We start from the raw sequence: 24,643 nt of genomic DNA, 5'->3' as shown, positions 1-24,643 counted from the left end.
CTAACAGTAATAGTGAACACCTATTTGGTCTGCCTGAACGTAAGATAAATTATATGTGAGGAGGAAATATAAATTGGAGACTGGCAAATTAATCATTTGGGAACCACTGAAGGAAAATCCATTTGATCGTTTTAAAGTACAAATGAACTTAGTCTCTTTGCAATATGACGGAGAAGACTTTGTGCTAATCTTTACAGCGTTCAATAGTGAAGAGAAATTCAAATTCATCTACAAGCAAAATGATTTTAGTTTTTATGCCATTCGTCATTTCCGTATTCTTAAGGAATGGACTCGAGGTGATATTGAATTCCTTATTGGTAAATTACGAGAAGAAAGGGATTCCGCGGGATTGCAAAAGTTCCCATATGATCCCACCTTTTACAAAATAGAAAATTCGAGTTTCAAATCTTGGTATAAGAATATTGACCTTTCTTTACCAACATCGGAAGATTCTCAGCTGGAACATCACTTGTACATAGCCTCCGATTATCTTATTGATGTACTAAGTGAAAATCAACCTATAATAAGCATTGACCATACGAATCGTTGACCATTAAAAATCCCTTCGAAGATGGTACACTAAATCCAATACTTACATTCGGAGGTAACGGACATGAGCGAAAGATCAGAAGATAGAATGGTAAAGGAAATAATATTAGATAATAGGTTAATAAAAGTAAATCATTATGAACAAGAAACAATAAATGGTTTACACCAAATTTCAATAGTGTTTGACGTAACAAGTGAAGATTATCATGATATTGCGACTTTACTGTATAAGGGTACTTTTGAAGTTACTGTTCCAGACGCAGTATTATTTTTCCGGGGAAGTATTAGGAATTACTCAACTTCCATTACTAACTTATATGAGCAAGGGCAAGTGGGCGAATATAAATTGACTTTGCTGGAGACGGAGATATAAGAAGGGGGCTTAAAGATGAAGTTAAGTATTCTGGATCAATCGCCGATTTCATCCAATCAAACAGCTCAAGAGGCTTTAAAGGATTCGTTGAAGTTAGCACAAGTTGGAGAGGCGTTAGGGTATACTCGCTATTGGGTTACGGAACATCATGATTTACCTGGCTTAGCAAGTTCGGTTCCAGAAGTGATTTTAAGTTATATTGGAGCAAATACTAGTACAATTCGAATCGGCTCGGGAGCTGTGTTATTGCCTCATTATAAACCGTTCAAAGTGGCAGAAGTTTATAATACACTTGCTACATTATTTCCTAATCGTATCGATGTAGGTATAGGGCGTGCACCGGGAGGATCAGCTGAAGCAACCAATGCTTTATCGGATAATTATTTGCAAAATGTTTATAAGATGCCTAGTTTAGTGAAGGATTTACTGCATTTCCTAGATGATGATTTTCCTGCTGACCACGAGTACTCGAAAATTTCTGCGTCTCCCATTCCGTTAGTAGCACCAGTTCCATGGCTTCTAGGGACTAGTAAAAAAAGTGCTTTGCTCGCTGCAGAAAATGGGATGGCCTATACATTTGGGCAATTTATGAGTGACAATGATGGACCGTCCATTATTCAGGAATATCTAGAAGCTTTTACTCCTCGGAAACAAGGACAAACAGCGCAAGTGATGATAACTGTTTCTGTTATTTGTGCAGAAACAACTGAAAAAGCGATTGAGTTATTGTTAAGTTCGCTTATATGGGAATTGCAGAAAGCTAAAGGGGAAGGACACAAAGGAATTCCATCTATTGAAGAGGCACAGCAATATAAATGGGACGACCGAGAAAAAGTTACGCTTGATAATATGAAAAAGAATATAATCATCGGTAATCCACAGGAAGTAAAAGAGAAATTAATCGATTTGCAAGCTTCCTATAAAGCAGATGAAATTATGCTAAGTACCATTACATATTCTGCTGAAGCGAGAAGAAACTCCTATAGACTAATAGCAAATGAATTACTTATTAATGATTAACCAGGGACAGCGCACACCCTAGGTTAAGTTAAACACATGAAGATGTATTGCCAACTGATGATGAAAATGCCCGTGAAGTTTATAAACTTCACGGGCATTTTTTCGTTAGTTGAGTTAGTGTATTGCTATAAATTATATAATAGTGTATGATACCCAGTATAAGATAGTGTACGACACATAGTATACAGTAGTGAGGTGAAACATGGAAAAATTGTTAAGTTCATTAATAACTGAGTTACGTAGAGGAACATTGACACTTGCTGTATTGAGCCAGCTAAGAACACCTCAATATGGATACTCTTTGGTGCAATTACTAGAAAAGTCGAGTGTTTCTATTGAGCAAAGCACTTTATATCCTTTGCTACGGCGCTTAGAAAAACAGGAATTAGTCGAGAGCAGCTGGGATACAACGGAAAGTAGACCGAGAAAGTATTATGTATTAAGCGAATATGGAATTGAAATTTTGGAGCAGTTAAAAGCCGAATGGGAAAAATCTACGAAGGAACTTCAAAACTTATTACAAGGAGATGTTGAAAATGAACCTGATTGATATATATATACAGGAAGTGACACGCAGACTTCCTGAAAAAAGTCGTGATGACATTGCACTTGAATTAAGGTCAACTATTGAAGATATGCTCCCAGAAAAATACGAAGAGAAAGAAGTAAAAGAGGTTCTAGGAAATCTAGGAAACCCAGCATCACTTGCTAGTGAATACTCGGATCGACCGATGTATTTAATAGGTCCTAGATACTTTGATACGTACATGACTCTACTGAAAATCGTGATACCAATCGTGGCGATACTCGCATTTTTAGTTATTGTTGTGGAAAATGTCATTTCTTATAGTGGGGAAGAAGACATTGTTAACGGAATTATTAACGTAATCATTTTGATCCTAGGTCATGGTATTTGGGGTATGTTCAGTGCAGCAATGGAGACATTCTTTTGGATTACGCTCGTTTTTGCCATTTTGGAACGCAAGGATACTTCAAAAAGCAAATCACCACTCACACCGGGTTGGACAGAATGGACACCTGATGATTTAAAAAGCATATCGCTTATTTCGAAAGAGAAGAAAATTTCCACTGGAGATATATTTGGTCACCTGTTGTGGATTGCTATTTTTATTTCAGTTTACTTTAATGCTGGTCACTTACTAGGTGTTTATGAAAAAGTACAAGGCAAAATAGAGTTAATCACCCCTACATTTAATCAGGAAGTGTTACATTCGTATTGGCTAATTGTAATAGTTGCGTTAATAATAGAAATTGCTTTTGTATTTTATAAACTCATCCTTCGTCAATGGACATCTAAATTGGCAATTATGAATACGGTAAGAAATATAGTTTCTACCATAGTATTTATCATCGTTATTAGTAATGATCAACTTATAAATGAAGAATTCTATATGTATTTAGAGGATTTGTGGCAGTTATCATTTGAGCTTAAAAACTTATTTATCATCATTTTAATTGTACTTTGGTTATTTTTAAGCATTCTAGATATCGTACAAGGATTTAGAAAAGCAAATACGAAATAACAGAAATGTGGTTATTTGTAGTAACGCTCACATAAGTAAGGAACATTCACGAAGAGACACTAGCTACAGGCATCCATCTATCAGGATGCTTTTTTTCTTTGTCCTACATGGATTACTGCTTACTTTTATGTGAAGAACAAGGAAAATTAAAAAAAAGTGTGCGTTATTCCAGTTAAAAATAGCATCTAAGACCCCACGTTTTAAACCTTCAAATTATTATATTTGGAGGTTTTTTTGATGGAACGTTATTTAAGGGGAAATACATTTCATAAAGATAATATTGTTAAAGCTTAAAAAGCATCTGGAGATATTTATTATTAAAAATTATCTAAAAATATATATTGACAGGAGGTTAAAATAACATTAAATTTAAATGAGAATGATAATCAGTCTTATTTCATTGCATATAATTATATTTACGTATTAATAGAAATTATACTTTTTAATAAGAGTTGATAATTTTATAGAAGAGGAAGGGTTACATATGCAAAACAAAAAATCTTTATTACTAATGCTTGCAATGGCTTTTTTTGCAGTTTTAGTATTAGTAGGATGTTCAGATGATTCAACAACTAAAGAAGTAGATAAAAAGGATTCAGATACTTCAAATGAAACAGCAGCAGAAACAGAATACCCAATGACAATTAAACACGCTTTAGGAGAGGCAGTACTTGAAAGCAAACCCGAGCGTATTGTAACTATACAATGGGCAAACCATGATATCTCTTTAGCCCTAGGTGTTGTGCCAGTTGGTTTTTCAGCAGCAAACTTTGGCGTTCAAGATGATAGTGGTTTACTACCATGGACAAAAGAAAAATTAGATGAACTTGGAGCTACAGATCCAAACGTGTTTCAAGATACAGATGGGTTAGATTTTGAAGCGATTTCAGATGCAAATCCAGACGTTATCCTTGCTGCATACTCAGGTATTACAGAAGAAGAATATGAAACATTAACACAAATTGCACCAGTTGTAGCATATCCAACATCAGCATGGACTACTACATGGCGCGAGCAGGTTGAATTGAATGCGGCAGGTATGGGGATGAAAGAAGAAGGCGAACAACTGATTAAAGATACGGAAAATTTAATCGCTGAAAAATTAAGCGCTTATCCACAAATCGAAGGTAAAAAAGTTGTTTGGGTGAATTTCTCTGCGCAGGATTTATCGCAATTACACATTTATACACCAGTGGATTCACGTGTAGCATTTTTAGAAGAATTAGGGCTAACGGCTCCTGAAAGTATTTCCTCATTAATCACAGATCCAAAAAGTTATTCATTAAACTTAAGTACGGAAAATGTAGAAGCGTTGTTTGATGCAGATATTATTGTAGGATATGGTGATGAGGAATTATACAATACTATCAAAGCAGATCCTTTACTTGGTAAAATTCCGGCTGTTGAAAGAGGTTCTGTAGCATTTATCACAAGTGATACACCATTAGTAGCGGCAGGAACTCCAAACCCACTTTCAATCGCGTATACGATTGACGAGTATTTAGAACTAATCGGAGGAGCTATAGACAAGATCAATGAATAGCACCACTGATTCCAAAAAGAAGCAATTAGATTTACATTTGCCAAAGCATTTTACGCTCATTTTGGTGATTGCAATCATCTTGTTGATTGTTAGCATCGTCTCCTCGCTTATGTTAGGGGCAAGAGTTGTAAGTTATCAAGAGCTGATGGACGGCTTATTTTATACAAACCAAGATTCTTATGGAGCCAACGTAGTGCGCAAACGAATTTCCCGCACGGTCTTTAGTTTGTGCTGTGGTGTTGCTTTAGGAATTGCAGGTGTGTTGATGCAAGCCGTAACACGTAATCCATTAGCAGACCCTAGTATTTTAGGGGTGAACACAGGTGCCACGTTATTTGTTGTAATAGGTATTACACTTTTTAACATCACAACAGCAGGGGAATATATTTGGTTAGCTTTAATCGGAGCGAGCATTACAGCAGTTTTCGTGTTTGGAATTGGTTCCATGGGGCGTGGTGGTGCTACGCCTATTAAGTTACTCCTAGCAGGAGCTGCAACTAGTGCAGCTCTTTCTTCGCTTGTCACCGCAATTATTATTCCAAGCGCTTATGCTCAGGATCAGTTTAGATTTTGGCAGGTGGGAAGCGTTGGATCAGGAAATTGGGATTCTATCAAGATTTTCCTCCCGTTTCTTATCGTTGGGCTTTTAATAGCGTTTATTTCCGCACCTGCTTTAAATGCATTAGCCTTAGGGGATGATGTTGCGACTAGTTTAGGAGTACGCCCTGGTATATTACGTGCTTTTGCCATCATTGCCGGAGTTGTTTTGTGTGGAGCTGCTACTGCTTTAGCAGGTCCAATTGGATTTATCGGTCTGTTGGCAACACACGCTATGCGTTTTGTTATTGGACCAGATTTACGCTTTTTAATACCGATGTCGGCATTAGCAGGGGCCATCATTTTGACGTTTTCAGATGTTGTTGGCCGACTGATTGCTAGTCCAGGAGAGCTTGAAGTTGGTATTCTAACTGCGTTTATTGGTGCACCTATACTTATCATATTAGCTAAGAAATCGAAAGTGCGGTCATTATGAAAAATCAATCTGTTGAAGTTAATTTTATTATGCAAGGGATGCGTCAGAGAAGACTGCGATGGCTTTTTGTTACGACGCTCCTCGTCATTTTAGCTGTAGTACTTAGTTCTGCTATGTTGCTGCTCGGCAATACAATTTATCCAGTACATATTGTTGTGCGGACCCTATTGGGCGAAGAGATTTCTGGAGCCAATTTTGCGGTGAATACAATTCGACTTCCACGAATGCTCGCAGGGGTATTTGCAGGATTTGCTTTTGGTGTTGGAGGCTATGTCTTCCAAACGATGCTGCGAAATCCATTAGCAAATCCAAATATTTTGGGGATTACATCGGGCTCAAGTGTAGCAGCAGTATTTTGTATAACTGTATTGCATACGAGCAACTCGACTATATCTATTGCAGCCGTCATTGGTGGTTTAGCAACGGTAATTGTTATGTATTTATTAGCTCGCGGGGGAACATTTTCCATCGGTCGCATAATCATTATCGGTATTGCGATTCAAGCTATGTTAGATGCTGTCATTTCTTTTTTACTCCTGAAGAGTGCTCAACAAGATATAGCTGGAGCAATCAGATGGCTTGGAGGCAGTTTGAATGGCTCCAAGATGAGTGAGTTGCCTCCATTAATAATCGTTGTATTACTTTTCACGCCAATAATTATTATATTTGGGAAGCAATTAGGCATTTTAGAGCTTGGTGAGCAAATGGCTTCTTCCCTAGGTGTTTCAACCGATAGACTACGGATTATTCTAATAGTCAGTTCTGTCTTTATGATTGCAATTGCTACAGCAACAACGGGACCAATTGCTTTTGTATCATTTTTAGCAGGGCCAATCGCAAATCGACTAGTTGGTGTTAGCTCATCTAATATTCTTCCAGCAGGGTTAGTAGGGGTCAATCTTGTTCTAATTGCCGATCTTATTGGACAATTTGCATTTGAGTATAGATTTCCTGTAGGTGTTATCACAGGATTACTAGGGGCACCATACTTAATATATTTACTAATCCGTATGAACCGAAAAGGAGAATTGTAATGGGGAACACACACAGTTTTCGAGCCGATAAATTGTTTTCCGGCTATGACAATAAAACAATTATTCAAGGAATTGACCTTGAAATACCTAAAAATAAAATAAGTGTAATTATTGGCGCAAATGGTTGTGGAAAATCTACACTTCTTAAAACGATAGCAAAGCTCATAAAGCCATCAGAAGGTGATGTAACGCTTGACGGAAAAGCGATAAACAAATACCCACCTAAGCAATTAGCACGGATTTTAGGTATTCTTCCACAATCACCTGTTGTACCGGAAGGAATTACAGTTGCCGATTTAGTTGGAAGAGGAAGATTTCCACATCAATCCTTGTTTAGTGGATGGTCTAAGAAGGACTATGAGGCAGTTGAGGAAGCAATGGATTTTATGAACATTACGGAGTTTGCTAATCTTGATATTGACGAGCTATCCGGTGGTCAAAGGCAGCGAGTATGGATAGCCATGGCTCTTGCACAGCAAACGGATATTTTACTATTAGATGAACCAACAACATTTCTAGATATCACCTATCAGGTAGAAATTTTAGATTTACTAACGAGCCTTAATGAAAAGTATGGGACTACCATCGTTATGGTGCTGCATGATATCAACTTATCTGCTCGTTATGCAGATTATATCTTTGCGCTCCATAAAGGTGAGCTTGTCGCAGAAGGAAAACCTTCGGACATCATAACAAGTGACTTAGTAAAATCTATTTTTGACTTGAATTGTGTTGTGATCCAAGATCCAATTTCCGATACACCTTTAGTTATACCTAAAGGCCGCTACCATGTAAAAAGTTAAATTTACGAGTGAACAGTCCTTATGACGATGTTTTGTTCATCCTCATTTTCGAAATGATGTAATTTAAATATAAGTGAGAAGACCAGAAGAACTAACTTCTGGTCTTTTTTGTTTTCTTAATGATTCATCAATTTTAAAGGTTATCTATTAAATGAATTGACGAGGTCAATAATCATCCTATACAATAGTAAATGAAAGTGATTCTCATTATCATTTAATTTCCGCTTTAAGATAATACAAAGAACCGTATTGTATGAACAAGGTCTTTCAGTGCAAACCAATAACGAGGGAGGAACATCTTATGAATGAAAATTTTATAATACTAGAAATGTTTCAGCATGAAGTAAGCTGTTGCTGTCCAGGACAAAAGCATAAACATATAATTGAGTTCCATCCAAGTGATGTATGGACGATAATAGATGAGCAAAAGTACGATGATTCTCTTGGGTGGCATTTTTTAGTGACTGTCAATGGAGAGTTTCAATTTCTTATTCAAGTGGATGATATGGAAGAGCTTAGTAAGGAAGGCAGAATTTGCTCCCTTATGGATTTAGAGTTAAAAATGATGCATTTGAATTTTAAAGTGAATGAATCACTCGATCAACATGATGAGGAGGCATTTACTTTGTTTGCAAATGAACTAAGCAATGTGCAGAAGATCATGGAAAATGGATATTCCTCTTTAGGTATAAAAGCTTAACCAATCCTTCCGTGAAGGGAAATTTTTTATACATTGTTACATATTATTACCGGAACATGAAAGAGAATGTATTGTTAATGTAAAATAGCATATCCAATATTTGCTAATAATAATTACCTCCGTTATGGCAATCATAATTTTTGGAGGTGAAGAACAATGGCAAACAACAATAACAATAACGTTCCGAATGCAGCTCAAACAAATGCAGAAGAAGTTAGAAAGCAAAATGCTCAAGCAAATCAAAAAGCACAACAAAATGGACAAGGTGCTTCACAAAATAAGTTTGAATTTGGATCAGAATTTGGCGTATCAAAAGAACGTCAAACAAATGCCCAAGAAGTGAGACAACAAAATGCTCAAGCAAATCAAAAAGCAGGACAAGCTGGATCTCAAAACATGTCTAGCGAATTTGGATCGGAATTTGGCGTATCAAAAGAGCGTCAAACAAATGTGCAAGAAGTGAAACAACAAAATGCTCAAGCAAATCAAAAAGCAGGACAAGCTGGATCTCAAAACATGTCTAGCGAATTTGGATCAGAATTTGGCGTATCAAAAGAGCGTCAAACAAATGTGCAAGAAGTGAAACAACAAAATGCTCAAGCTAACAGTAAAGCACAACAAAACGCAAATAATTTTAAGAAATAATATATAACTAAAATTTTGATGGGAGCCTAAACACTCCCGTCATTTTTTATTGGTTTAAAAATACCTGGTTTACAAAAGAAGCTCAAAAAGTTGTAACAAAAAATAACAATGCAAGATTCTAAAAATTTGTGCTAAAATAAAATATCAGTCTACTTAAAGTTAAAATAAGTACATATTATTTTAATGGGGAAATTGAATTTTGTATTTCTTTCTAAAGGGAGAAAACTATGGGGGATAGTATGATGAAGAATTTATTAGCTAAATGGAATCAAATGAGTTTAGTAAAAAGGATTGTTATCGGTATTATTGTCGGTGTTATCTTAGCTTTAGCCGTTCCAACTGGCGCAAGTTGGATTTCTATTTTTGGCTCTTTGTTTGTCGGAGCATTAAAAGCAGTTGCGCCGATATTAGTATTATTTATAGTAATGCACGCAATTGCTGTACATAAGAGTGGTAAAAAGACGAATATGAAATCAATTCTTGGCCTTTATGCTATTGGTACATTACTTGCCGGAGCAGTGGCTGTAGTAGCAAGTTTTCTATTCCCAGTTACACTAACGCTTACAACAGGAGTAGAAGAACTAACTCCCCCTGAAGGTATTGCTGAAGTTATTGAGACCTTACTATTTAACCTAGTTGCTAATCCAATTGATGCAGTAGTAAATGCTAACTATTTAGGGATATTAATGTGGGCGATTGTTCTTGGCTTTGCACTAAAAAATGCAAATCAACATACAAAAGATATGTTAGGTAATTTTTCGGATGCTATCACTAAAATAGTACAATGGGTGATCAATTTAGCACCACTTGGTATTATGGGGCTTGTATTTGATGCAATTGTAACAAGTGGTCTTTCGGCTTTAGCTGATTATGGTAGATTACTATTAATATTAGTTGGGTGTATGGTGTTTATCGCACTTGTAGTGAATCCAATAATTGTGTATATCTATACGAGAAAAAATCCTTATCCAATTGTTCTAATGGTTTTAAGAGAAAGTGGTATTACGGCGTTCTTTACACGTAGTTCTGCAGCAAATATTCCAGTAAATATGAAACTATGTGAAAAACTTGGCTTAGATGAGGATACTTATGCAGTATCAATTCCTCTAGGTGCTACTATTAACATGGCTGGCGCAGCAGTGACGATTGCTGTTCTAACTCTAGCAACTGTAAATACATTAGGTTTTGAAGTAGATTTTGTGACTTCTCTTATGCTTGTTGTCGTTGCAGCTGTCTCTGCAGCAGGTGCATCAGGTGTTGCAGGGGGATCATTGCTACTTATCCCATTAGCATGTAATTTATTTGGCATTCCTAATGATATTGCTATGCAAGTAGTTGGGGTTGGGTTTATCATTGGTGTTGTACAAGATTCCTGCGAAACTGCTTTGAATTCTTCATCTGACGTACTGTTCACAGCTACGGCTCAGCATGCGAAAGAGCGCAGAGAAGGTAAAACTAAAGTAGTTAGTGTGAATTCTTAAAATGATATAATTAAATCTAAAAAGCCACGATTACCGAGATGATTCGGAAATCGTGGCTTTTTAATACTAATACATTTATTTTACTTCTTTAAATCCTTGACTTTCTAATATTTCAAGAGACTTTTTCATACTCACGCCTTTATCTTTAGGATCTTCGGTAAACTCCATCCCCGGTAAGCTCTTTATGTCATCGTATTCTGCAACCTCATAATCTATAGTTAACGTTTCAATAGCTTTCGTATCCTCATATTCTAGTTTATGTGTTATTCCATCAATGTCTTGAAATTGTTCTACAAGTGGAGCAAAAAGCTCTTGTGCTTCTTCTTTGGAAGGAATACCCGCTAAATCATATTGGATAATGTTTTCGGTCGATTGTTTAGTAACTTTATCGCCTTTAGTTGTGTATACCATCGTGGTAATAACACCATTTTGTTCTAATTCAAATGTTCTAGTAGACTCACTTCCACATGCTGTTAAAAATAGAGCTAAAACCATAATAATGATAAATCCAGTTAATTTTTTCATTGTTACACTCCTCGTGTATGTATAATTTAGTATAAAATTTTAAATACCATTATTAACCATAATATGATGCCGAAAAGAAAGCAGAACTGATTTTTTAAAATAGCATTTCTAGAAAAATGAAGATGATATAAATTAATAATGTTTTATTTCCCTGCAGTTAACATCTCCTTTTTTCTTAGTTTCTCTTAAATTGGTTTTAATACCCTTCTATTCACCTAAACTTTTTTTAGTTTATAAGAAAAAATACCCTATAAATAGGTATCTTAAACTTTTTTTGTTGTATTTTTGTAAAAAATAAAAAAAGCTTGAAATTGTTATTCTACGCCTTTTTTCAAGGCGATATAAATAATTTTTTGAGAGGTGAATTCTAATGATAGCGTATATAGTGTTACAAAATAGTGAACGCTTACATAAAATATACTTTTACTTTCTCTACTTGCAAACATTGTATTTGGACATCAGGAATAATGAAGGTATACTTAATAAGTAAGTGAGAAGGTTGTCAGACGTTCAACCTTATAAGAATACATCTTTGTGGAGGCATACAATGAATTATATAATCTCAATCGTGGGCTTAATTGTTGTTCTGGGACTTGCTTGGGTTGCAAGTAGCAATCGTAAAGGAATTAAAATCAGACCAATTATCCAGATGCTTATTTTGCAATTAGTTTTGTCTTTTATATTACTGAATACTAAGTTTGGATTAATTGTTATTGAGGGGATTGCAGCCGTATTTACAAAATTGCTAGATTTTGCGAATGAAGGAATCAGCTTTGTATTTGGTGGCATTGCGAATGAAGGACAAGCTCCTTTCTTCTTAAATGTTTTACTTCCAATCGTATTCATATCAATGCTAATTGGTATTCTACAGTATATTAAAGTTCTTCCTTTCATTATGAAGTGGTTGGGCTGGGGAATAAGTAAAGTAAACGGCATGGGTAAATTAGAGTCATACAATGGGGTAGCATCTGCTATTGTTGGCCAATCGGAAGTATTTATCACGGTGAAAAAGCAGCTTGGACAATTATCGTCTCAACGTCTGTATACACTATGTGCATCAGCGATGTCTACCGTATCGATGTCTATTGTTGGGGCTTATATGACAATGGTGGAACCGAGATATGTCGTGACGGCTATCGTGGTTAATCTATTTGGTGGATTCATCATTGCTTCTATTATTAATCCATACAAGGTCACTGAAGAAGAAGATATCCTCGTTGTTCAAGAAGAAAAACAGAGCTTCTTTGAAATGTTGGGCGAATATATTATGGATGGATTTAAGGTTGCAATCGTAGTAGCGGCGATGTTAATCGGATTCGTTGCACTTATGGCAGGAGTAAATACCTTATTTGATATGGTATTAGGAATTTCATTCCAAGAAATTATTGGATATATCTTTGCTCCATTTGCAATTTTAATGGGTATTCCTGTTTCAGAGTCAGTAACAGCTGGTGGTATTATGGCTACCAAACTAGTTACAAACGAATTTGTAGCGATGCTTTCATTAAATGATTTAGCATCAAATCTAAGTGAACGATCAATCGGAATTATTTCCGTGTTCCTTGTTTCGTTTGCAAACTTCTCTTCTATTGGGATTATTTCTGGTGCTGTAAAAGGTCTTCATGAAAAACAAGGGAATGTTGTAGCACGTATGGGCTTGAAACTGTTATACGGCGCAACATTAGTAAGTGTATTAACAGCGATTATTGTAAGTTTTATCTTATAAATAAAAATTTCACGTTTTCAAAGAAATTAGTCTTATAAAGAATGAGCAAAAAACCTCCTAAGCAATTATGATTAGGAGATTTTTTGTATTAATTATTAGTCAATTTGACTAATATACTTGTCATTATGACGTGTTTTTGTTACGCTATTATGAAGAAAGGGGATTCCTTATGAAAACTCGAATGAGGGAACTAAGGGCACGTGATGGGTTGAACCAAACACAACTTGCAAAGCTTACTAAAGTTTCCAGACAAACAATTAGTTTAATAGAACGAGAAGAACTAATACCATCTTTACTAATTGCTGCTCGACTTGCACGTGTGTTCAATGAACCGGTGGAAAGTATATTTCTAATCGAGGAGGATGAATTATAATGAAAACAGTGATACAAGTACTGCTTTGTGCAGTAATAGGGTTTGTTGTCGCTATACTTATGCTCAATAATTTCACTATAGATCTTATGGAGTATGCCGAAGTTATAGTGATAACTTTAATCGGTATCATTATTATATTGTTAGGTGTTAGCTTAAAATTATATTGGGAAGTAAAAAAACTGTATAACACGGATGCTAAAGGGGATGAAGAAGATGAAGTAGATTTATTGATCTATAAAAAATTTGCAGATTACTCATTTCTAGTGCAGTCTAGTATTGTACTCTCCGTGTTGGTCTTGTGTACAACAGTAATTACATTACAAAGTATAGTTTTAACAATCATTGCCATCGCTACAATGATTCTAAGTTATTTGTTCACAATATTCATGACCAACTTAATCCAATTAGTATACCCAGAACGAAATATCCCCAATTTATCTGATTCCAAGTATGCAGAAAAACTGTTAGAAATTTCGGATGAAGGTGAAAAACATGTCATGTTAATTGGGTTTTATAAATCCTATAATTTACTGAATGTTGGTCTACTCATTGGTATTGTGCTTTCTACTTTCTATTCCATTTCGACAGATCAATCTCAACTATTCTCTATTATTGTAATGAGTTTAGTATTAATCATTGTAAATGGGAAGTATTGTTTTTCCATTCGAAATAAATGATTTTAATGTTTAATTCCCTTTAGGAAAAAAGATTATAATTCCTTCAAAAGAATTACATTAATCTAGGCAATAAAAAAAGCACTACCTCCAAGGAGATAATGCTTTTTTTCTAAAGAATTCTTTGTTCCTAAAGAACTCCTGCGGGTTTGGCACCCATTAATGTCGACTAAAATAATAATCGATAGTATCGATGTCAAACTTATTTCTTACTAGAAGATTAGTATAGCACATAAGTATATTAAAAACAACATTTTACTGAAATGTTGTACAAGGAGCCTATAAGTGATGGTATAATAACTCATTGAGGTAGATTTAGGATTCATGAATCTTGTTGAACAGAAGGTTGACGATGCTTCTTCTTATACTTAAATAATATCGCAATCGGAGGTGTCAATATGAATAAAAAATGGACGATAGATGAAATAAGAAATTATGTTAGTAAAAATTCAGAAAGTACATTACTTTCAAAAGAATACGTAGGTTACTCACAAAAACTACTATTCAAATGTTCATGTGGAACGAACTTTGAAAAAACATTTACAAAGTTTAAAGCTAGTAATCAAAAAAAATGCTCTAATTGTCAAGAAGCTAGACCTTCGCGATAAGGTAATGAGGATTTTATAATTAACAAATAAACAGATCATAGCTGGTGCTATGATCTGTTTATTTTCGTTATAATAACTTTATTCTACAGAGGTGTCCTCATTGGAAATCTGTTTAACGCGTTGTTTTCTAGACTTTCTAAAATATAATAATTCATATATACATGGTATTACTATTAATGTAAGCAGGGTAGCCATAGCCAACCCACCAATAACAACAATAGCAAGACTTTGTGATACTAGGCTTCCTGTTTCAGCTTTTTTCAGCAATAGAGGAAGCATTGCACAAATGGTTGCAATGGCTGTCATGAAGATCGGTCTCATTCTCGTAGCGGCTGCCTCTACAAGCGCATCTCGTATAATCATTTTCTGCTCGTTTTGTTTCACGCGATCTAACAGTACGATCGCATTGGTTACAACGATACCTATAAGCATTAATGCACCAAGAAGGGCAGTAATATCTAAGGAAATACGACTGATAAGAATTCCTAAAATAGCGCCTATTGCAGCTAAAGGTAGTGAGCAAAGAATGGCAATAGGAGCTTTGATAGACTTGAAAGTAATGACCATTATTAGGAACACAATCCCAATGGAAACAAGCATGATTAGGAATAAATCTGTAAAATCTTCCGCTTGTTGACTACTTGAACCACCTATTAATACCTCAACATTTTCAGGGATATCCATACCTGTATTGTCTTGGTCCCCGAATATTGCTAAGTTAACTGCTGTTGCAATTTCGGAAAGCTTGGAAGGATCAACAGATGCGGTTACTCGAAGGTATGCATCCCCGTCTTTATGAATCTGGTTGGTAGAGCGTTCCTCACTTTGTAAAGTCGCAACGGAAGAGACTGGGGCTATTCCTTCATGGGTCATGACAGGAATATCTTTTAGCTCATCGGGTGTTACGGTATCCAGAAGAGGTTCCAGAATTACAGATTTTTGCTTGTCATTTATACTAACTGTTCCTATCGGTGTTTTGTTTAATAGTACTGCTAACTGGGATGCAATTTGTTCTGTATTGCCTTTAGAAGGATCAACTATTAGGGAGTGAACAGTTTTCTTTTCATCTTGGTTAGTCGTAACTTCCTCTACACCCTCTAATCTATCTACCTTCTCTATAATTTCGGTTGCTACCTTCTCTAATTCAATTATACTTTCTCCGATAATATCAATTGTTATATTTGGACTAGCTCCACCCATCATAAATGAAGCAGTGCTTACTTCAAACTTTGCATCTGAATATTGTTTTTTTTGAATTTCCATTTCTTTCACTAGAAAGTCGGTGTTCTTTTTATCCTCTAGAAAGATGCTGAAAGTTGCTTCTGTGGAAGAACCGACCCACCCATAATGAGCTGCTTCAGGAGGAGAACCAATTTGAGTAAATATGTGTTGAACCTCTTCCATTGCAAGAATAGAGGATTCCAGTTCAAAGGTTTTTTCCTTCACTGTTTCCATTGGTGTATCAATTGGGTAAGCCAGTGTGACAATTACATAGTCAGCGGAAGAACTATCCACAGCCCCTTTAGGAATGGCGAAGTAAGCTCCAATAGACCCAACGAAGAGAAGGAGAGAAACCGAAAACACGATCCATTTATGGTTTAAAGACCAAGTAACCAATTTAGGGAAACGAACTGCGGGCTTATGCTCAGGAATCTTAGCGTTCTTCAATAATCCCGCACTCATCAGAGGGACAACTGTCAATGCAACGATTAAAGAGGCGAGTAATGAATAGGTTACGGTTAAAGCAAATGGTAAAAGGAATTCTTGAAGTCCACCATTTAACAAACTCATTGGCAGGAAAACCGCTACTGTTGTTAATGTGGAAGCAGTTATTGCGACTCCTACTTGCTTAGTTGCATCAATAATCATTTGTATAGAGAATTTTTCGGATTGCATTTTGCGGAAAATATTTTCAATGACTACAATACTATCATCTACAAGTCGACCCACTGCAACAGCGACGCCACCTAGAGTTAAGATGTTTAATGTTACACCGGACCATGATAGTAAGAATAATGTAAAGCAAAGAGACAATGGAATCGATACGATTGTAATAAATGTAGAGCGTATATTTCGTAAAAAGAGCATGATTATAATCGTTGCAAAAAGTGCACCAAGAAGTACCTCTTTTATCATCGTGTGAACAGAATTCTCTACCAAGTCGGAGGAAGAAATATAAATGACAGATTCCTGTTGCTCAAACTTTTCATTTATTTCTTTTGTTACTTTTTCAATCTCCTTGCTAATCGTAACCGCGTTGGATTGACTATCTTTTGTAATACTAATATCTAAGCTATCCATCCCGTTAAATCGACTAACGAAGTTTGAATCATTCGTTTCCTCAATAGTAGAGATATCTCCCAAAGCTATTTCAGGTGTAATCGGAAGAGCTTTTAATTCATCTAGACTTGTAAGATCTCCGATTACTTTAATATTGCTTGTTTTACCGTCTATTATTTTTTCGCCGATTGTGACAGAAATATTTTGACCTTGAATAATCCCTACAATGGACTGAAGTGGAATTTGATTTTCGGATAGTTTTTCATCATCAATGACAACAGAAATGACGGAATTGGTTATCCCATATACATCTACGTTAGAGACCCCTTTTATCTCTTGGTACATGGACTGTAGTTTGTTTCGTGCAAACTCCTTATTTTCTTCAGTTAAACCCTCTTCAAAAGTAACGGCAATATTAACAATTGGAATCATCGAAGTGTTAAGCTGTGAAATAATTGGCTTAGATATATAGGGAGGCAAGGATATCCCATTTAAAGCATCTTGAACATCTAACTTTGCCTGCTTCATATCATATCCTGCCTCGAAAAACAGATCTACTTTTGAAAATCCATCGCCTGTTGTTGAAAAGACTGACGTTTTACCATTTAATCCTGTAACTGATCTCTCAATTGGGAGGGTCACCTCAGACTCCATCGTTTTAGAATCAATCCCTTGGCTCATGGAAATAATAGTTACTTGAGGATTATCCGCTGTTGGTAGAAATTCCATAGGCAGTCTAAAATAACTTACAACCCCTATAACTAGTATTAATACAGTTAGTACTGCCACTGCCGCTTTGTTCCCGAAAGCCCATTTTGTAAATAATGACATAGTAAAGTTTCCTCCTAGGTTAATTGCCTGTGAATCAAAATAGAAAAATGCTAAAATCTAAGGCTTTAAGACAATTTATACTGATTTACCAGGTGCGCTCCTTCCTAAGACTGGTTTGGTTACCAGTTAATTGTATAAAAGAGGGTAGGATTCTGCATTGAACTTTGGATAGAAATTAGTCTAGGGCTTGAGGTGTAGTAAAACCTAAGTAGGTTACTTTAAAGAAAGGATAAAAAGAAGGTATGTTTGAAAACTTCCATACATAGAATAAATAATATGGAAACCGGTTTATAAGAATTTTCAAAAAACTAATTGATTTTATTTAAAATTAGATTATAATGGAAATTGAAAGCGCTTTTATATATAGAAATTTGGTTTATTTCCTATTTTTTTAACCTTTATGGAAACCGGTTTCTATAAATAAGATGATTGTAATGACACCGAAGATGCGAGCTTGATGGGATTAATTATAAGATGGGAGGGCGGTTTGGAGTAAAGGGGTTTTATTGTATGAATACTAGTAAACTATTAAAATTCAGGGGGAAATCATAATGAAACTAAAAAAACTACTAATCGCTTCATTATCCATATTGTTTGTGTTATTCGTTGCAGCATGTTCCGATTCATCAACTGATGATTCAGGTAAAAAAGCAGATGGCAAGGAACAAGTTACGCTTAACTTTTGGATGTTCGGTGCTACTGGTTATGAAGAACTTGTAAAAGAATATGAAAAACAAAATGAAAATATCAAAATTAAAATAAAAACATCAGAAACTGCTGATCATCATAATAACTTATTTACAGCTCTATCTGCTGGTAGTGGGGCACCAGATATAGCAGCACTTGAGCTTGACCAATTGGATCGTTTCCGTGATGCGCAAGATCGTTTTGTGAATTTATACGATATGGGTGCGAAGGATATTAAAGGAGAGTATTTGGACTGGAAATGGGAAATTGCTGAAAATGATAATGGAGAGTTCTTAATGGGTCTTCCAACGGATATTGGTCCAAAAGGCCTTTACTACAGATTAGATATATTTGAAGAAGCAGGATTACCTACAGATCCAGAAGAAGTTTCTGCTTTAATCGCAACTCCAAAAGATTTTAAGGATGCTGCTATAAAAATTAAAGAAAAAACTGGTAAACCAATGGTTGCTAGTATGGAAATGATGTACCGTGCGCAACTAGATGCGTTAGAGGAAAGTTATTTTGACGCAGAAGGAAATTTAATGATAGATGAAAGCGGCAACGGCGTTAAAGAAGCATATGACTTAGCGATCGATATGAATGAGCTTGGTTTAGTTGGAAATTATGCAATGTGGTCCGCTGAATGGGCAAATGGTGTGAATAATGGCGACTTTGCTGTTGAATTAGGAGCTGCTTGGTTCAAAGGGTGGATGGAATCAAATGCGCCTGATGCTGCTGGAAAATTTAGTATTGCTACATTACCGACGGAATACAGTGGAAACTGGGGTGGTTCTTACATTTCAATTCCTAAAGAAACAAAGCATGCAGAAGAAGCATATGAATTTGTAAAATGGCTAGTTTCACCTGAAAATCAATTGAAATCATTCAAGAACAATGGTCTTTTCCCTTCTGCTCCTGCTGTATATGATATGGCTGAATTTAAAGAAGCGAGCGATGAGTATTTTGGTGGACAGTCCACACAAACAGTATTTGCTCAATCTGCACAAAAGATTGGAAAAGTATATAAAGGTAAGGATTATACAAGCGTTCACGATGAAATCCTTGCTGCTTTAGTTAACTCACAGGCTGGTGCTGATCCGGAGAAAGAATGGACGGAAGCGATTGAACGTATTAAAACTAAACTAGATCGCTAAGTTCAGAAAAGGTTTAACATATTCGGCGGGTATAACCGCCGGATATACTCTGTATGTAGGTAGGGGGACGAGTGTATGGTTTCTTTAGATGAAAAACAGCAAAAAAAACGAAGGAAAGGTTTTTCATCCCAAGATATGAAAGAGATGCTTTCAGGGTATTTATATATATCCCCATTCTTTATCATATTTGCGATAATTGGTCTTTATCCGGCAATTTTTAGTTTAATCCTCGCTTTTCAGAAATGGAACGGTATGGGGGAAATGGAGTTTGTCGGGTTAAATAACTTTCAAGTAATACTAAGTGACCCGCTATTTTGGAAATCTGTTTATAATACCGTCATCCTTGGACTGATGGGTACTGCTCCTCAGCTCGTAATTGGATTGATACTAGCATTTTTATTGAACCTATCTTATTTACGATTTAAAGCCTTTTTCCGGGTCACAATATTCATGCCATATATCACTTCTATGGTAGCGGTTGCTTTAGTATTTAGTGTGTTTTTTAGTAATAATGAAACAGCGTTAGTGAATTATATTATTGGATTATTTGGTTTTGATCCAGTGAGCTGGAAGACCTCTGAATGGGGTGCGAAAATTGCGATCTCTACGATGGTTTTTTGGCGTTGGCTTGGATACAACACCATTATTTACTTAGCAGGGATGCAAAGTATTCCAAATGAGTTGTATGAAGCATCAAAAATAGACGGCGCTAGCATCTTCCAACAACTTCGATATATTACGATTCCGTTATTAAAACCATTTATAATATTGACTGTCTTCTTTTCGACAGTTGGAGCGATGCAATTGTTTACGGAGCCAACAGTGTTTTTAGGTAACACCGCATTTTCAAGGGATGAAGCAATGACAGTTGTTATGTATTTATATCGAGATGCCTTTAAGTTATCTTCCTTCGGGACAGCATCTGCAGCTGCTATTGTTCTATTGTTATTCATCGTAGTTGCATCTGCAATTAATATGTTACTGACAAAAAGGCTTGGAAGGGATAGGAGGGAAACATAGATGAAAGGTGATGTTGGTACTAAAAAGTGGGGCATTGGGCGTATAGGAATGTACTTGTTTTTAACGGTAATATCGCTCTTTTCGTTATTCCCTTTTTACTGGATGTTTGTTATGTCAACGAGACATAGCTCTGCATATAATTCGATACCTCCAGCAATGGTTCCAGGTGATCAGTTAAAGGAAAATTTCCAAAAAGTATTAGATATGATTCCATTTTTCCAGTCGATGTTCAATACATTAATCGTTTGTCTTACGGTAACGATTGTCGTGTTACTGATAAGTTCACTAGCTGGTTTTGCATTTTCTAAACTGAAATTTCCAGGGAAAAATATTCTATTCTTCGCTATATTGTTCACTATCATCATTCCGCCGCAACTTGGATTAATACCACAGTATTTGTTAGTGGCCAAAGCAGGATTATTGGATAATTTATTTGCAGCGATGGTATTATTTTTCCTAAATCCATTAGGGATATTTCTAATGAGACAATATGTCAGCGAATCGGTACCAGATGAATTGATCGAAGCAGCAAGATTAGATGGTTGTTCGATTTTCAGAATATACCGTAGTATTGTATTACCTATCATTTTACCTGCTTTTGCAACACTAGGAATTATTGTGTTCACCTCGGTTTGGGGAGAGTTCTTATGGCAGTTTACGGTGCTTCGAGACCCTGAATCCTATACAATTCAAGTTGCTTTAGCATCATTAAACACTCAATTTAAAGTAGATTTCGGTATGTTGTTATCTGGCGTATTTTGGGCTACAATACCACTTCTAATAGTGTTCTTGTTATTCAATAAACTATTTATATCTAGTATTGCCGAGGGATCGGTTAAATAATTGCGGTCAGCACATGGAATATGAGGGATGTAAAATGACGACTTTAACTATACGTGATATTGCTCAGATGTCGGGTGTCTCTAGGGGGACCGTCTCTAAAGTGATTAACAACTACGATGGTGTAAGTGAACTAACAAAGCGTAAAGTATTAGAGGTTATTGATAAAACTGGCTATCAACCTACTTTTTCTGCTCGATCACTTGCAACGAAAAAATCCAGCCTAATCGGACTGATCTATGCAGGGAAGATAAATGTAGAGTTTAACCATCCTTTTTTCAATGAGGTAATTTCATCTTTTCAAAAAACACTTGGTGCGATGGGCTATGATATTATCATTTTTTCCAATGAAATGTTCGATAAGGACAGTGTAGATTATCTTGCAAGGTCTCGGCATTATCGTTTAGATGGCTGTTTGATAATTGCAGGGGAAGAAGTAGAGGAAGCCGTTTCAGAGTTAGATAAAAGTGATATACCTTGTCTAGGGATAGACCTTGAGTTGACTGGGGAAAATTCTAGTTACGTCATGACAGATAACTTTAAAGTATCACAGCTTGCAGTGGAATACTTATATTTGAACTCTATTAGAGATGTTGGTTATATTGCAGGGAAGGACAGCTCTGATATATCGAATCAGCGATTAGAAGGATTTTTACAGACAATGAGTCAATTTGGGATGACAGCGCAACCACAATGGATTAAACACGGTAACTTTTTTGAATCTAGTGGATACGAAGCAATGGAAATAATACTTCAAGGTGAATCTTTGCCAAAAGCAATTATTGCCGCATCCGATATGATGGCTCTAGGTGCAATGAGAGCGATTAAAGATTATGGACTTCGAATTCCTCAGGATATTCAAGTGCTAGGTTGTGATGATGTAGAGGCTTGTCGTTATATGGAGCCTGCTCTTACTACTATTAAGCAGGATAAACAGAAAATTGGTAGATTGGCAGCGATAAAGTTAAACGATTTGATAAATGGAGTAACAGGTTTAAGGCCGTCACTCGTAGATCCAGAACTAGTAATCAGGAATTCTTCGGGTACCGTAGAAGAAGTAACGAAAAAACGATAAATGAAGGGTGGGCAATAAATGGCAATTATACAGTTTCCAAAAGACTTTAAATGGGGAGCGGCAACGGCTTCTTATCAAATTGAAGGTGCAACAAACGAAGATGGTAGAGGGGTATCGATATGGGATACCTTTTCTAAAACTCCGGGGAAGGTACATAATGGAGACACCGGAGACGTAGCGTGCGATAGCTACCACCGGTATGAAGAGGACGTAAAGCTAATACATGATTTGGGAGCAGATGTGTATCGCTTTTCTGTTGCTTGGCCAAGGATTTTCCCTAATGGTACGGGAGAAGTTAACCAAAAAGGAGTCGACTATTATCATAAATTAGTAGACTCGTTGTTAGAAAAAGGCATTGAACCAATGTGTACTTTGTATCATTGGGATCTACCGCAAGCCTTACAGGACAAGGGTGGTTGGGATAACCGCGAAACAATCGAAGCTTTCGTTCAATATGCCGATTTCATGTTTAAGGAATTTGATGGCAAGATAAAAAAATGGATTACGGTTAACGAACCGTGGTGTTCCTCGTTCCTGTCGAACTATATTGGAGAGCATGCACCAGGGAATCAGAACCTCCAACTAGCGACGGATATAGCGCATCATTTATTGGTTGCTCATGGCCGTGCGGTAAAACAATTTAGAGACAGCAATATAGAAGGTGAAATTGGTTATGCTCCAAATGTTACTTGGTTTGAACCATATAGCACGAAACAACAAGATATTGAAGCGTGCAATCGAGGTAACGCTTGGAATTTAGAGTGGTTTTTTGATCCTGTATTTAAAGGGAGCTATCCTTCCTTCATGGTGGATTGGTTTAAAGAAAAAGGAGCTACTCCTACCATTTTAGATGGCGATCTCGAAATTATTTCACAACCAATCGATTTTCTAGGGATAAATTATTACACGGGTAATGTAGGACGTTATAAAGAGAATGAAGGGTTATTTGATTTAGAAAATATAGATATGGGATATGACAAAACAGATATAGACTGGTTTATCTATCCGGAAGGTTTTTATAAAGTTCTGGTCAAAATTAAAGACCTTTACGGCAATGTTCCGATATATATTACCGAAAATGGCGCATGTTACAATGATGAGCCTGAAAACGGGGAAGTCGCCGATCATAAACGAATTGACTACTTAAAGACTCATTTAACGGCATTGAAGCGAAGTATGGATTCTGGTGTAAATGTAAAAGGATTCTTATATTGGTCGCTAATGGATAACTTTGAATGGGCTTTAGGGTATAGTATGCGCTTTGGCATTGTGCATGTGAATTATGAAACTTTAGAAAGAACCAAAAAAGATAGTTACCACTGGTTCGGTGAAACGATTCAGAACGGTGAATTTACATTGTAATCTAAATAGAGAGGTGAGCGCTAAGCTACTTAGTGTTCGCTTCTTTTTTGATGCTGATCTTTTAATAGTTGTTGCATTTCCACATTCAGTATTTGATCAACTGGATGAATTGTTTCAATTACTTAATCAATATGTGATAATATTACGTTTAAAGGATTTTAGAAAGTTTTATAGAATGTTATCGGAACAGTATTATTAGGAGGATTTGCATTATGGAGTTTATTACTACTTTGTTCAATTCGCATTATGACCTATATATTCGTTTGGGTGTAGCCACTTTTATAGGCTTCTTTATAGGCTTAGAGAGAGCGATAAAAAATAAACCAGCAGGAATCCGGACGCATATTCTAGTTTGCCTAGGATCCACTCTAGCAATGGCGTTGTCTTCTCTAAACCAAGGAGCATATATGGATCCGATGCGTTTAGCCGCACAAGTAATTAGTGGTATTGGGTTTCTTGGAGCAGGTGTCATATGGGTAGATAAGGATAATGTAAAGCGGGGTCTAACTACTGCGGCTAACCTTTGGATTACTGCTTGTGTAGGATTAACTATTGGTTATGGTGCATATGATTTAGCGATCATAACAGTTATTTTAATGTTCATCGCAATGAATCTTCCAAAGTTGGCTGTGAAACTAGGTATACTACCTTCTCGAGGGAAAGAAGAAGAAGATAGTGACGGCGAATAAATGTAACAAAAAATAGGTATATGATAGGTAAACTGTCATCACTGTTAAAAACAGTGATGACAGTTTTTTTATTT

At 36.1% G+C, this 24,643-nt stretch carries 24 protein-coding genes; 22 read left to right on the top strand and 2 right to left on the bottom strand.

The window, feature by feature from the left end; genetic code table 11:
• The first annotated feature begins 73 nt into the window (after positions 1-73).
• From MKX39_RS13580 to sstT, 12 genes are all read left to right on the top strand, one after another.
• Positions 74-550, top strand: coding sequence for a hypothetical protein (locus MKX39_RS13580; RefSeq protein ID WP_340769840.1), 477 nt, complete (start codon positions 74-76; stop codon positions 548-550).
• An 87-nt stretch (positions 551-637) separates the two neighbouring features.
• Positions 638-922, top strand: coding sequence for a DUF3219 family protein (locus MKX39_RS13575; protein WP_340771450.1), 285 nt, complete (start codon positions 638-640; stop codon positions 920-922).
• Between the two features lie 15 nt (positions 923-937).
• Positions 938-1,942 carry an LLM class flavin-dependent oxidoreductase gene (locus MKX39_RS13570; RefSeq protein ID WP_340769839.1) on the top strand — a complete coding sequence of 335 codons (1,005 nt, stop codon included), beginning with the start codon at positions 938-940 and terminating at the stop codon, positions 1,940-1,942.
• 202 nt (positions 1,943-2,144) lie between these two features.
• Positions 2,145-2,492 carry a PadR family transcriptional regulator gene (locus tag MKX39_RS13565; protein ID WP_340769838.1) on the top strand — a complete coding sequence of 116 codons (348 nt, stop codon included), beginning with the start codon at positions 2,145-2,147 and terminating at the stop codon, positions 2,490-2,492.
• The gene (locus MKX39_RS13560) at positions 2,479-3,486 is read left to right on the top strand and encodes an HAAS signaling domain-containing protein (RefSeq protein WP_340769837.1); all 1,008 of its coding nucleotides are present in this window, start codon (positions 2,479-2,481) and stop codon (positions 3,484-3,486) included. The genes MKX39_RS13565 and MKX39_RS13560 overlap by 14 nt, the downstream gene beginning before the upstream one ends.
• 484 nt (positions 3,487-3,970) lie before the next feature.
• Positions 3,971-5,029 (top strand): iron-siderophore ABC transporter substrate-binding protein, encoded by a 1,059-nt coding sequence (locus MKX39_RS13555; RefSeq protein ID WP_340769836.1) that lies wholly within the window; start codon positions 3,971-3,973, stop codon positions 5,027-5,029.
• Positions 5,022-6,062, top strand: a complete 1,041-nt coding sequence (locus MKX39_RS13550) for a FecCD family ABC transporter permease (protein ID WP_093537707.1) — start codon at positions 5,022-5,024, stop codon at positions 6,060-6,062. The genes MKX39_RS13555 and MKX39_RS13550 overlap by 8 nt, the downstream gene beginning before the upstream one ends.
• Complete coding sequence (locus tag MKX39_RS13545; RefSeq protein ID WP_340769835.1) at positions 6,059-7,096, top strand: FecCD family ABC transporter permease; 1,038 nt, start codon at positions 6,059-6,061, stop codon at positions 7,094-7,096. Before MKX39_RS13550 ends, MKX39_RS13545 begins: the two co-directional genes overlap by 4 nt.
• Positions 7,096-7,899 (top strand): ABC transporter ATP-binding protein, encoded by an 804-nt coding sequence (locus tag MKX39_RS13540; protein ID WP_340769834.1) that lies wholly within the window; start codon positions 7,096-7,098, stop codon positions 7,897-7,899. Before MKX39_RS13545 ends, MKX39_RS13540 begins: the two co-directional genes overlap by 1 nt.
• A gap of 301 nt (positions 7,900-8,200) precedes the next feature.
• Entirely contained in the window at positions 8,201-8,599 is a 399-nt protein-coding gene (locus tag MKX39_RS13535) for a hypothetical protein (protein ID WP_340769833.1), read from the top strand.
• A gap of 156 nt (positions 8,600-8,755) precedes the next feature.
• Entirely contained in the window at positions 8,756-9,244 is a 489-nt protein-coding gene (locus MKX39_RS13530) for a gamma-type small acid-soluble spore protein (protein WP_340769832.1), read from the top strand.
• A 242-nt stretch (positions 9,245-9,486) separates the two neighbouring features.
• Positions 9,487-10,725, top strand: a complete 1,239-nt coding sequence (sstT, locus tag MKX39_RS13525) for a serine/threonine transporter SstT (protein ID WP_340771448.1) — start codon at positions 9,487-9,489, stop codon at positions 10,723-10,725.
• 75 nt (positions 10,726-10,800) lie between these two features.
• Here sstT and MKX39_RS13520 read toward each other — a convergent pair whose 3' ends face one another.
• Positions 10,801-11,250 (bottom strand): YehR family lipoprotein, encoded by a 450-nt coding sequence (locus MKX39_RS13520; protein ID WP_340769831.1) that lies wholly within the window; start codon positions 11,248-11,250, stop codon positions 10,801-10,803.
• A gap of 547 nt (positions 11,251-11,797) precedes the next feature.
• Here MKX39_RS13520 and MKX39_RS13515 point away from each other — a divergent pair.
• From MKX39_RS13515 to MKX39_RS13500, 4 genes are all read left to right on the top strand, one after another.
• On the top strand, positions 11,798-12,976 hold the full coding sequence (locus tag MKX39_RS13515; protein WP_340763116.1) for a NupC/NupG family nucleoside CNT transporter: 1,179 nt from the start codon (positions 11,798-11,800) through the stop codon (positions 12,974-12,976).
• Positions 12,977-13,145: 169 nt separating this feature from the next.
• Entirely contained in the window at positions 13,146-13,349 is a 204-nt protein-coding gene (locus tag MKX39_RS13510; RefSeq protein ID WP_340769830.1) for a helix-turn-helix transcriptional regulator, read from the top strand.
• Positions 13,349-14,026, top strand: coding sequence for a DUF3169 family protein (locus MKX39_RS13505; RefSeq protein WP_340769829.1), 678 nt, complete (start codon positions 13,349-13,351; stop codon positions 14,024-14,026). Before MKX39_RS13510 ends, MKX39_RS13505 begins: the two co-directional genes overlap by 1 nt.
• Before the next feature lie 395 nt (positions 14,027-14,421).
• Positions 14,422-14,631, top strand: coding sequence for a hypothetical protein (locus tag MKX39_RS13500; RefSeq protein WP_093537716.1), 210 nt, complete (start codon positions 14,422-14,424; stop codon positions 14,629-14,631).
• A gap of 78 nt (positions 14,632-14,709) precedes the next feature.
• On the opposite strand, the gene MKX39_RS13495 is transcribed toward MKX39_RS13500, so the two are convergent.
• Positions 14,710-17,742 (bottom strand): efflux RND transporter permease subunit, encoded by a 3,033-nt coding sequence (locus MKX39_RS13495; RefSeq protein ID WP_340769828.1) that lies wholly within the window; start codon positions 17,740-17,742, stop codon positions 14,710-14,712.
• 551 nt (positions 17,743-18,293) lie between these two features.
• Between MKX39_RS13495 and MKX39_RS13490 the strand changes: the two genes are divergently transcribed.
• The 6 genes from MKX39_RS13490 (at position 18,294) to MKX39_RS13465 (ending at position 24,569) form a co-directional block, all read left to right on the top strand.
• On the top strand, positions 18,294-19,583 hold the full coding sequence (locus MKX39_RS13490; RefSeq protein WP_340763111.1) for an ABC transporter substrate-binding protein: 1,290 nt from the start codon (positions 18,294-18,296) through the stop codon (positions 19,581-19,583).
• Between the two features lie 75 nt (positions 19,584-19,658).
• Positions 19,659-20,603 (top strand): carbohydrate ABC transporter permease, encoded by a 945-nt coding sequence (locus MKX39_RS13485; protein WP_093537719.1) that lies wholly within the window; start codon positions 19,659-19,661, stop codon positions 20,601-20,603.
• Positions 20,604-21,446, top strand: coding sequence for a carbohydrate ABC transporter permease (locus MKX39_RS13480; RefSeq protein WP_093537720.1), 843 nt, complete (start codon positions 20,604-20,606; stop codon positions 21,444-21,446).
• 34 nt (positions 21,447-21,480) lie between these two features.
• Positions 21,481-22,518 carry a LacI family DNA-binding transcriptional regulator gene (locus MKX39_RS13475; RefSeq protein ID WP_340763110.1) on the top strand — a complete coding sequence of 346 codons (1,038 nt, stop codon included), beginning with the start codon at positions 21,481-21,483 and terminating at the stop codon, positions 22,516-22,518.
• Positions 22,519-22,536: 18 nt separating this feature from the next.
• Positions 22,537-23,880 (top strand): GH1 family beta-glucosidase, encoded by a 1,344-nt coding sequence (locus tag MKX39_RS13470; RefSeq protein ID WP_340769827.1) that lies wholly within the window; start codon positions 22,537-22,539, stop codon positions 23,878-23,880.
• Between the two features lie 212 nt (positions 23,881-24,092).
• Entirely contained in the window at positions 24,093-24,569 is a 477-nt protein-coding gene (locus MKX39_RS13465) for an MgtC/SapB family protein (protein ID WP_093537723.1), read from the top strand.
• Positions 24,570-24,643: the final 74 nt, after the last annotated feature.

Source organism: Psychrobacillus sp. FSL K6-1464, from assembly GCF_038003145.1.
Taxonomy (GTDB): Bacteria; Bacillota; Bacilli; order Bacillales_A; family Planococcaceae; genus Psychrobacillus; species Psychrobacillus psychrotolerans.
Note: the sequence above shows the minus strand (reverse complement) of the source record. Positions and strands in the feature narration are given on the sequence as shown.

Bases quoted from the DNA above. Each gene is read 5' to 3' on its own strand.
- MKX39_RS13465 (WP_093537723.1), top strand. From the start codon at position 24,093: ATGGAGTTTATTACTACTTTGTTCAATTCGCATTATGACCTATATATT.
- MKX39_RS13575 (WP_340771450.1), top strand. From the start codon at position 638: ATGGTAAAGGAAATAATATTAGATAATAGGTTAATAAAAGTAAATCAT.
- MKX39_RS13555 (WP_340769836.1), top strand. From the start codon at position 3,971: ATGCAAAACAAAAAATCTTTATTACTAATGCTTGCAATGGCTTTTTTT.
- MKX39_RS13510 (WP_340769830.1), top strand. From the start codon at position 13,146: ATGAAAACTCGAATGAGGGAACTAAGGGCACGTGATGGGTTGAACCAA.
- MKX39_RS13530 (WP_340769832.1), top strand. From the start codon at position 8,756: ATGGCAAACAACAATAACAATAACGTTCCGAATGCAGCTCAAACAAAT.
- MKX39_RS13495 (WP_340769828.1), bottom strand. From the start codon at position 17,742: ATGTCATTATTTACAAAATGGGCTTTCGGGAACAAAGCGGCAGTGGCA.
- MKX39_RS13500 (WP_093537716.1), top strand. From the start codon at position 14,422: ATGAATAAAAAATGGACGATAGATGAAATAAGAAATTATGTTAGTAAA.
- sstT (WP_340771448.1), top strand. From the start codon at position 9,487: ATGAAGAATTTATTAGCTAAATGGAATCAAATGAGTTTAGTAAAAAGG.
- MKX39_RS13505 (WP_340769829.1), top strand. From the start codon at position 13,349: ATGAAAACAGTGATACAAGTACTGCTTTGTGCAGTAATAGGGTTTGTT.
- MKX39_RS13560 (WP_340769837.1), top strand. From the start codon at position 2,479: ATGAACCTGATTGATATATATATACAGGAAGTGACACGCAGACTTCCT.
- MKX39_RS13565 (WP_340769838.1), top strand. From the start codon at position 2,145: ATGGAAAAATTGTTAAGTTCATTAATAACTGAGTTACGTAGAGGAACA.
- MKX39_RS13470 (WP_340769827.1), top strand. From the start codon at position 22,537: ATGGCAATTATACAGTTTCCAAAAGACTTTAAATGGGGAGCGGCAACG.
- MKX39_RS13550 (WP_093537707.1), top strand. From the start codon at position 5,022: ATGAATAGCACCACTGATTCCAAAAAGAAGCAATTAGATTTACATTTG.
- MKX39_RS13540 (WP_340769834.1), top strand. From the start codon at position 7,096: ATGGGGAACACACACAGTTTTCGAGCCGATAAATTGTTTTCCGGCTAT.
- MKX39_RS13475 (WP_340763110.1), top strand. From the start codon at position 21,481: ATGACGACTTTAACTATACGTGATATTGCTCAGATGTCGGGTGTCTCT.
- MKX39_RS13520 (WP_340769831.1), bottom strand. From the start codon at position 11,250: ATGAAAAAATTAACTGGATTTATCATTATTATGGTTTTAGCTCTATTT.
- MKX39_RS13490 (WP_340763111.1), top strand. From the start codon at position 18,294: ATGAAACTAAAAAAACTACTAATCGCTTCATTATCCATATTGTTTGTG.
- MKX39_RS13515 (WP_340763116.1), top strand. From the start codon at position 11,798: ATGAATTATATAATCTCAATCGTGGGCTTAATTGTTGTTCTGGGACTT.
- MKX39_RS13480 (WP_093537720.1), top strand. From the start codon at position 20,604: ATGAAAGGTGATGTTGGTACTAAAAAGTGGGGCATTGGGCGTATAGGA.
- MKX39_RS13545 (WP_340769835.1), top strand. From the start codon at position 6,059: ATGAAAAATCAATCTGTTGAAGTTAATTTTATTATGCAAGGGATGCGT.
- MKX39_RS13570 (WP_340769839.1), top strand. From the start codon at position 938: ATGAAGTTAAGTATTCTGGATCAATCGCCGATTTCATCCAATCAAACA.
- MKX39_RS13485 (WP_093537719.1), top strand. From the start codon at position 19,659: ATGGTTTCTTTAGATGAAAAACAGCAAAAAAAACGAAGGAAAGGTTTT.
- MKX39_RS13535 (WP_340769833.1), top strand. From the start codon at position 8,201: ATGAATGAAAATTTTATAATACTAGAAATGTTTCAGCATGAAGTAAGC.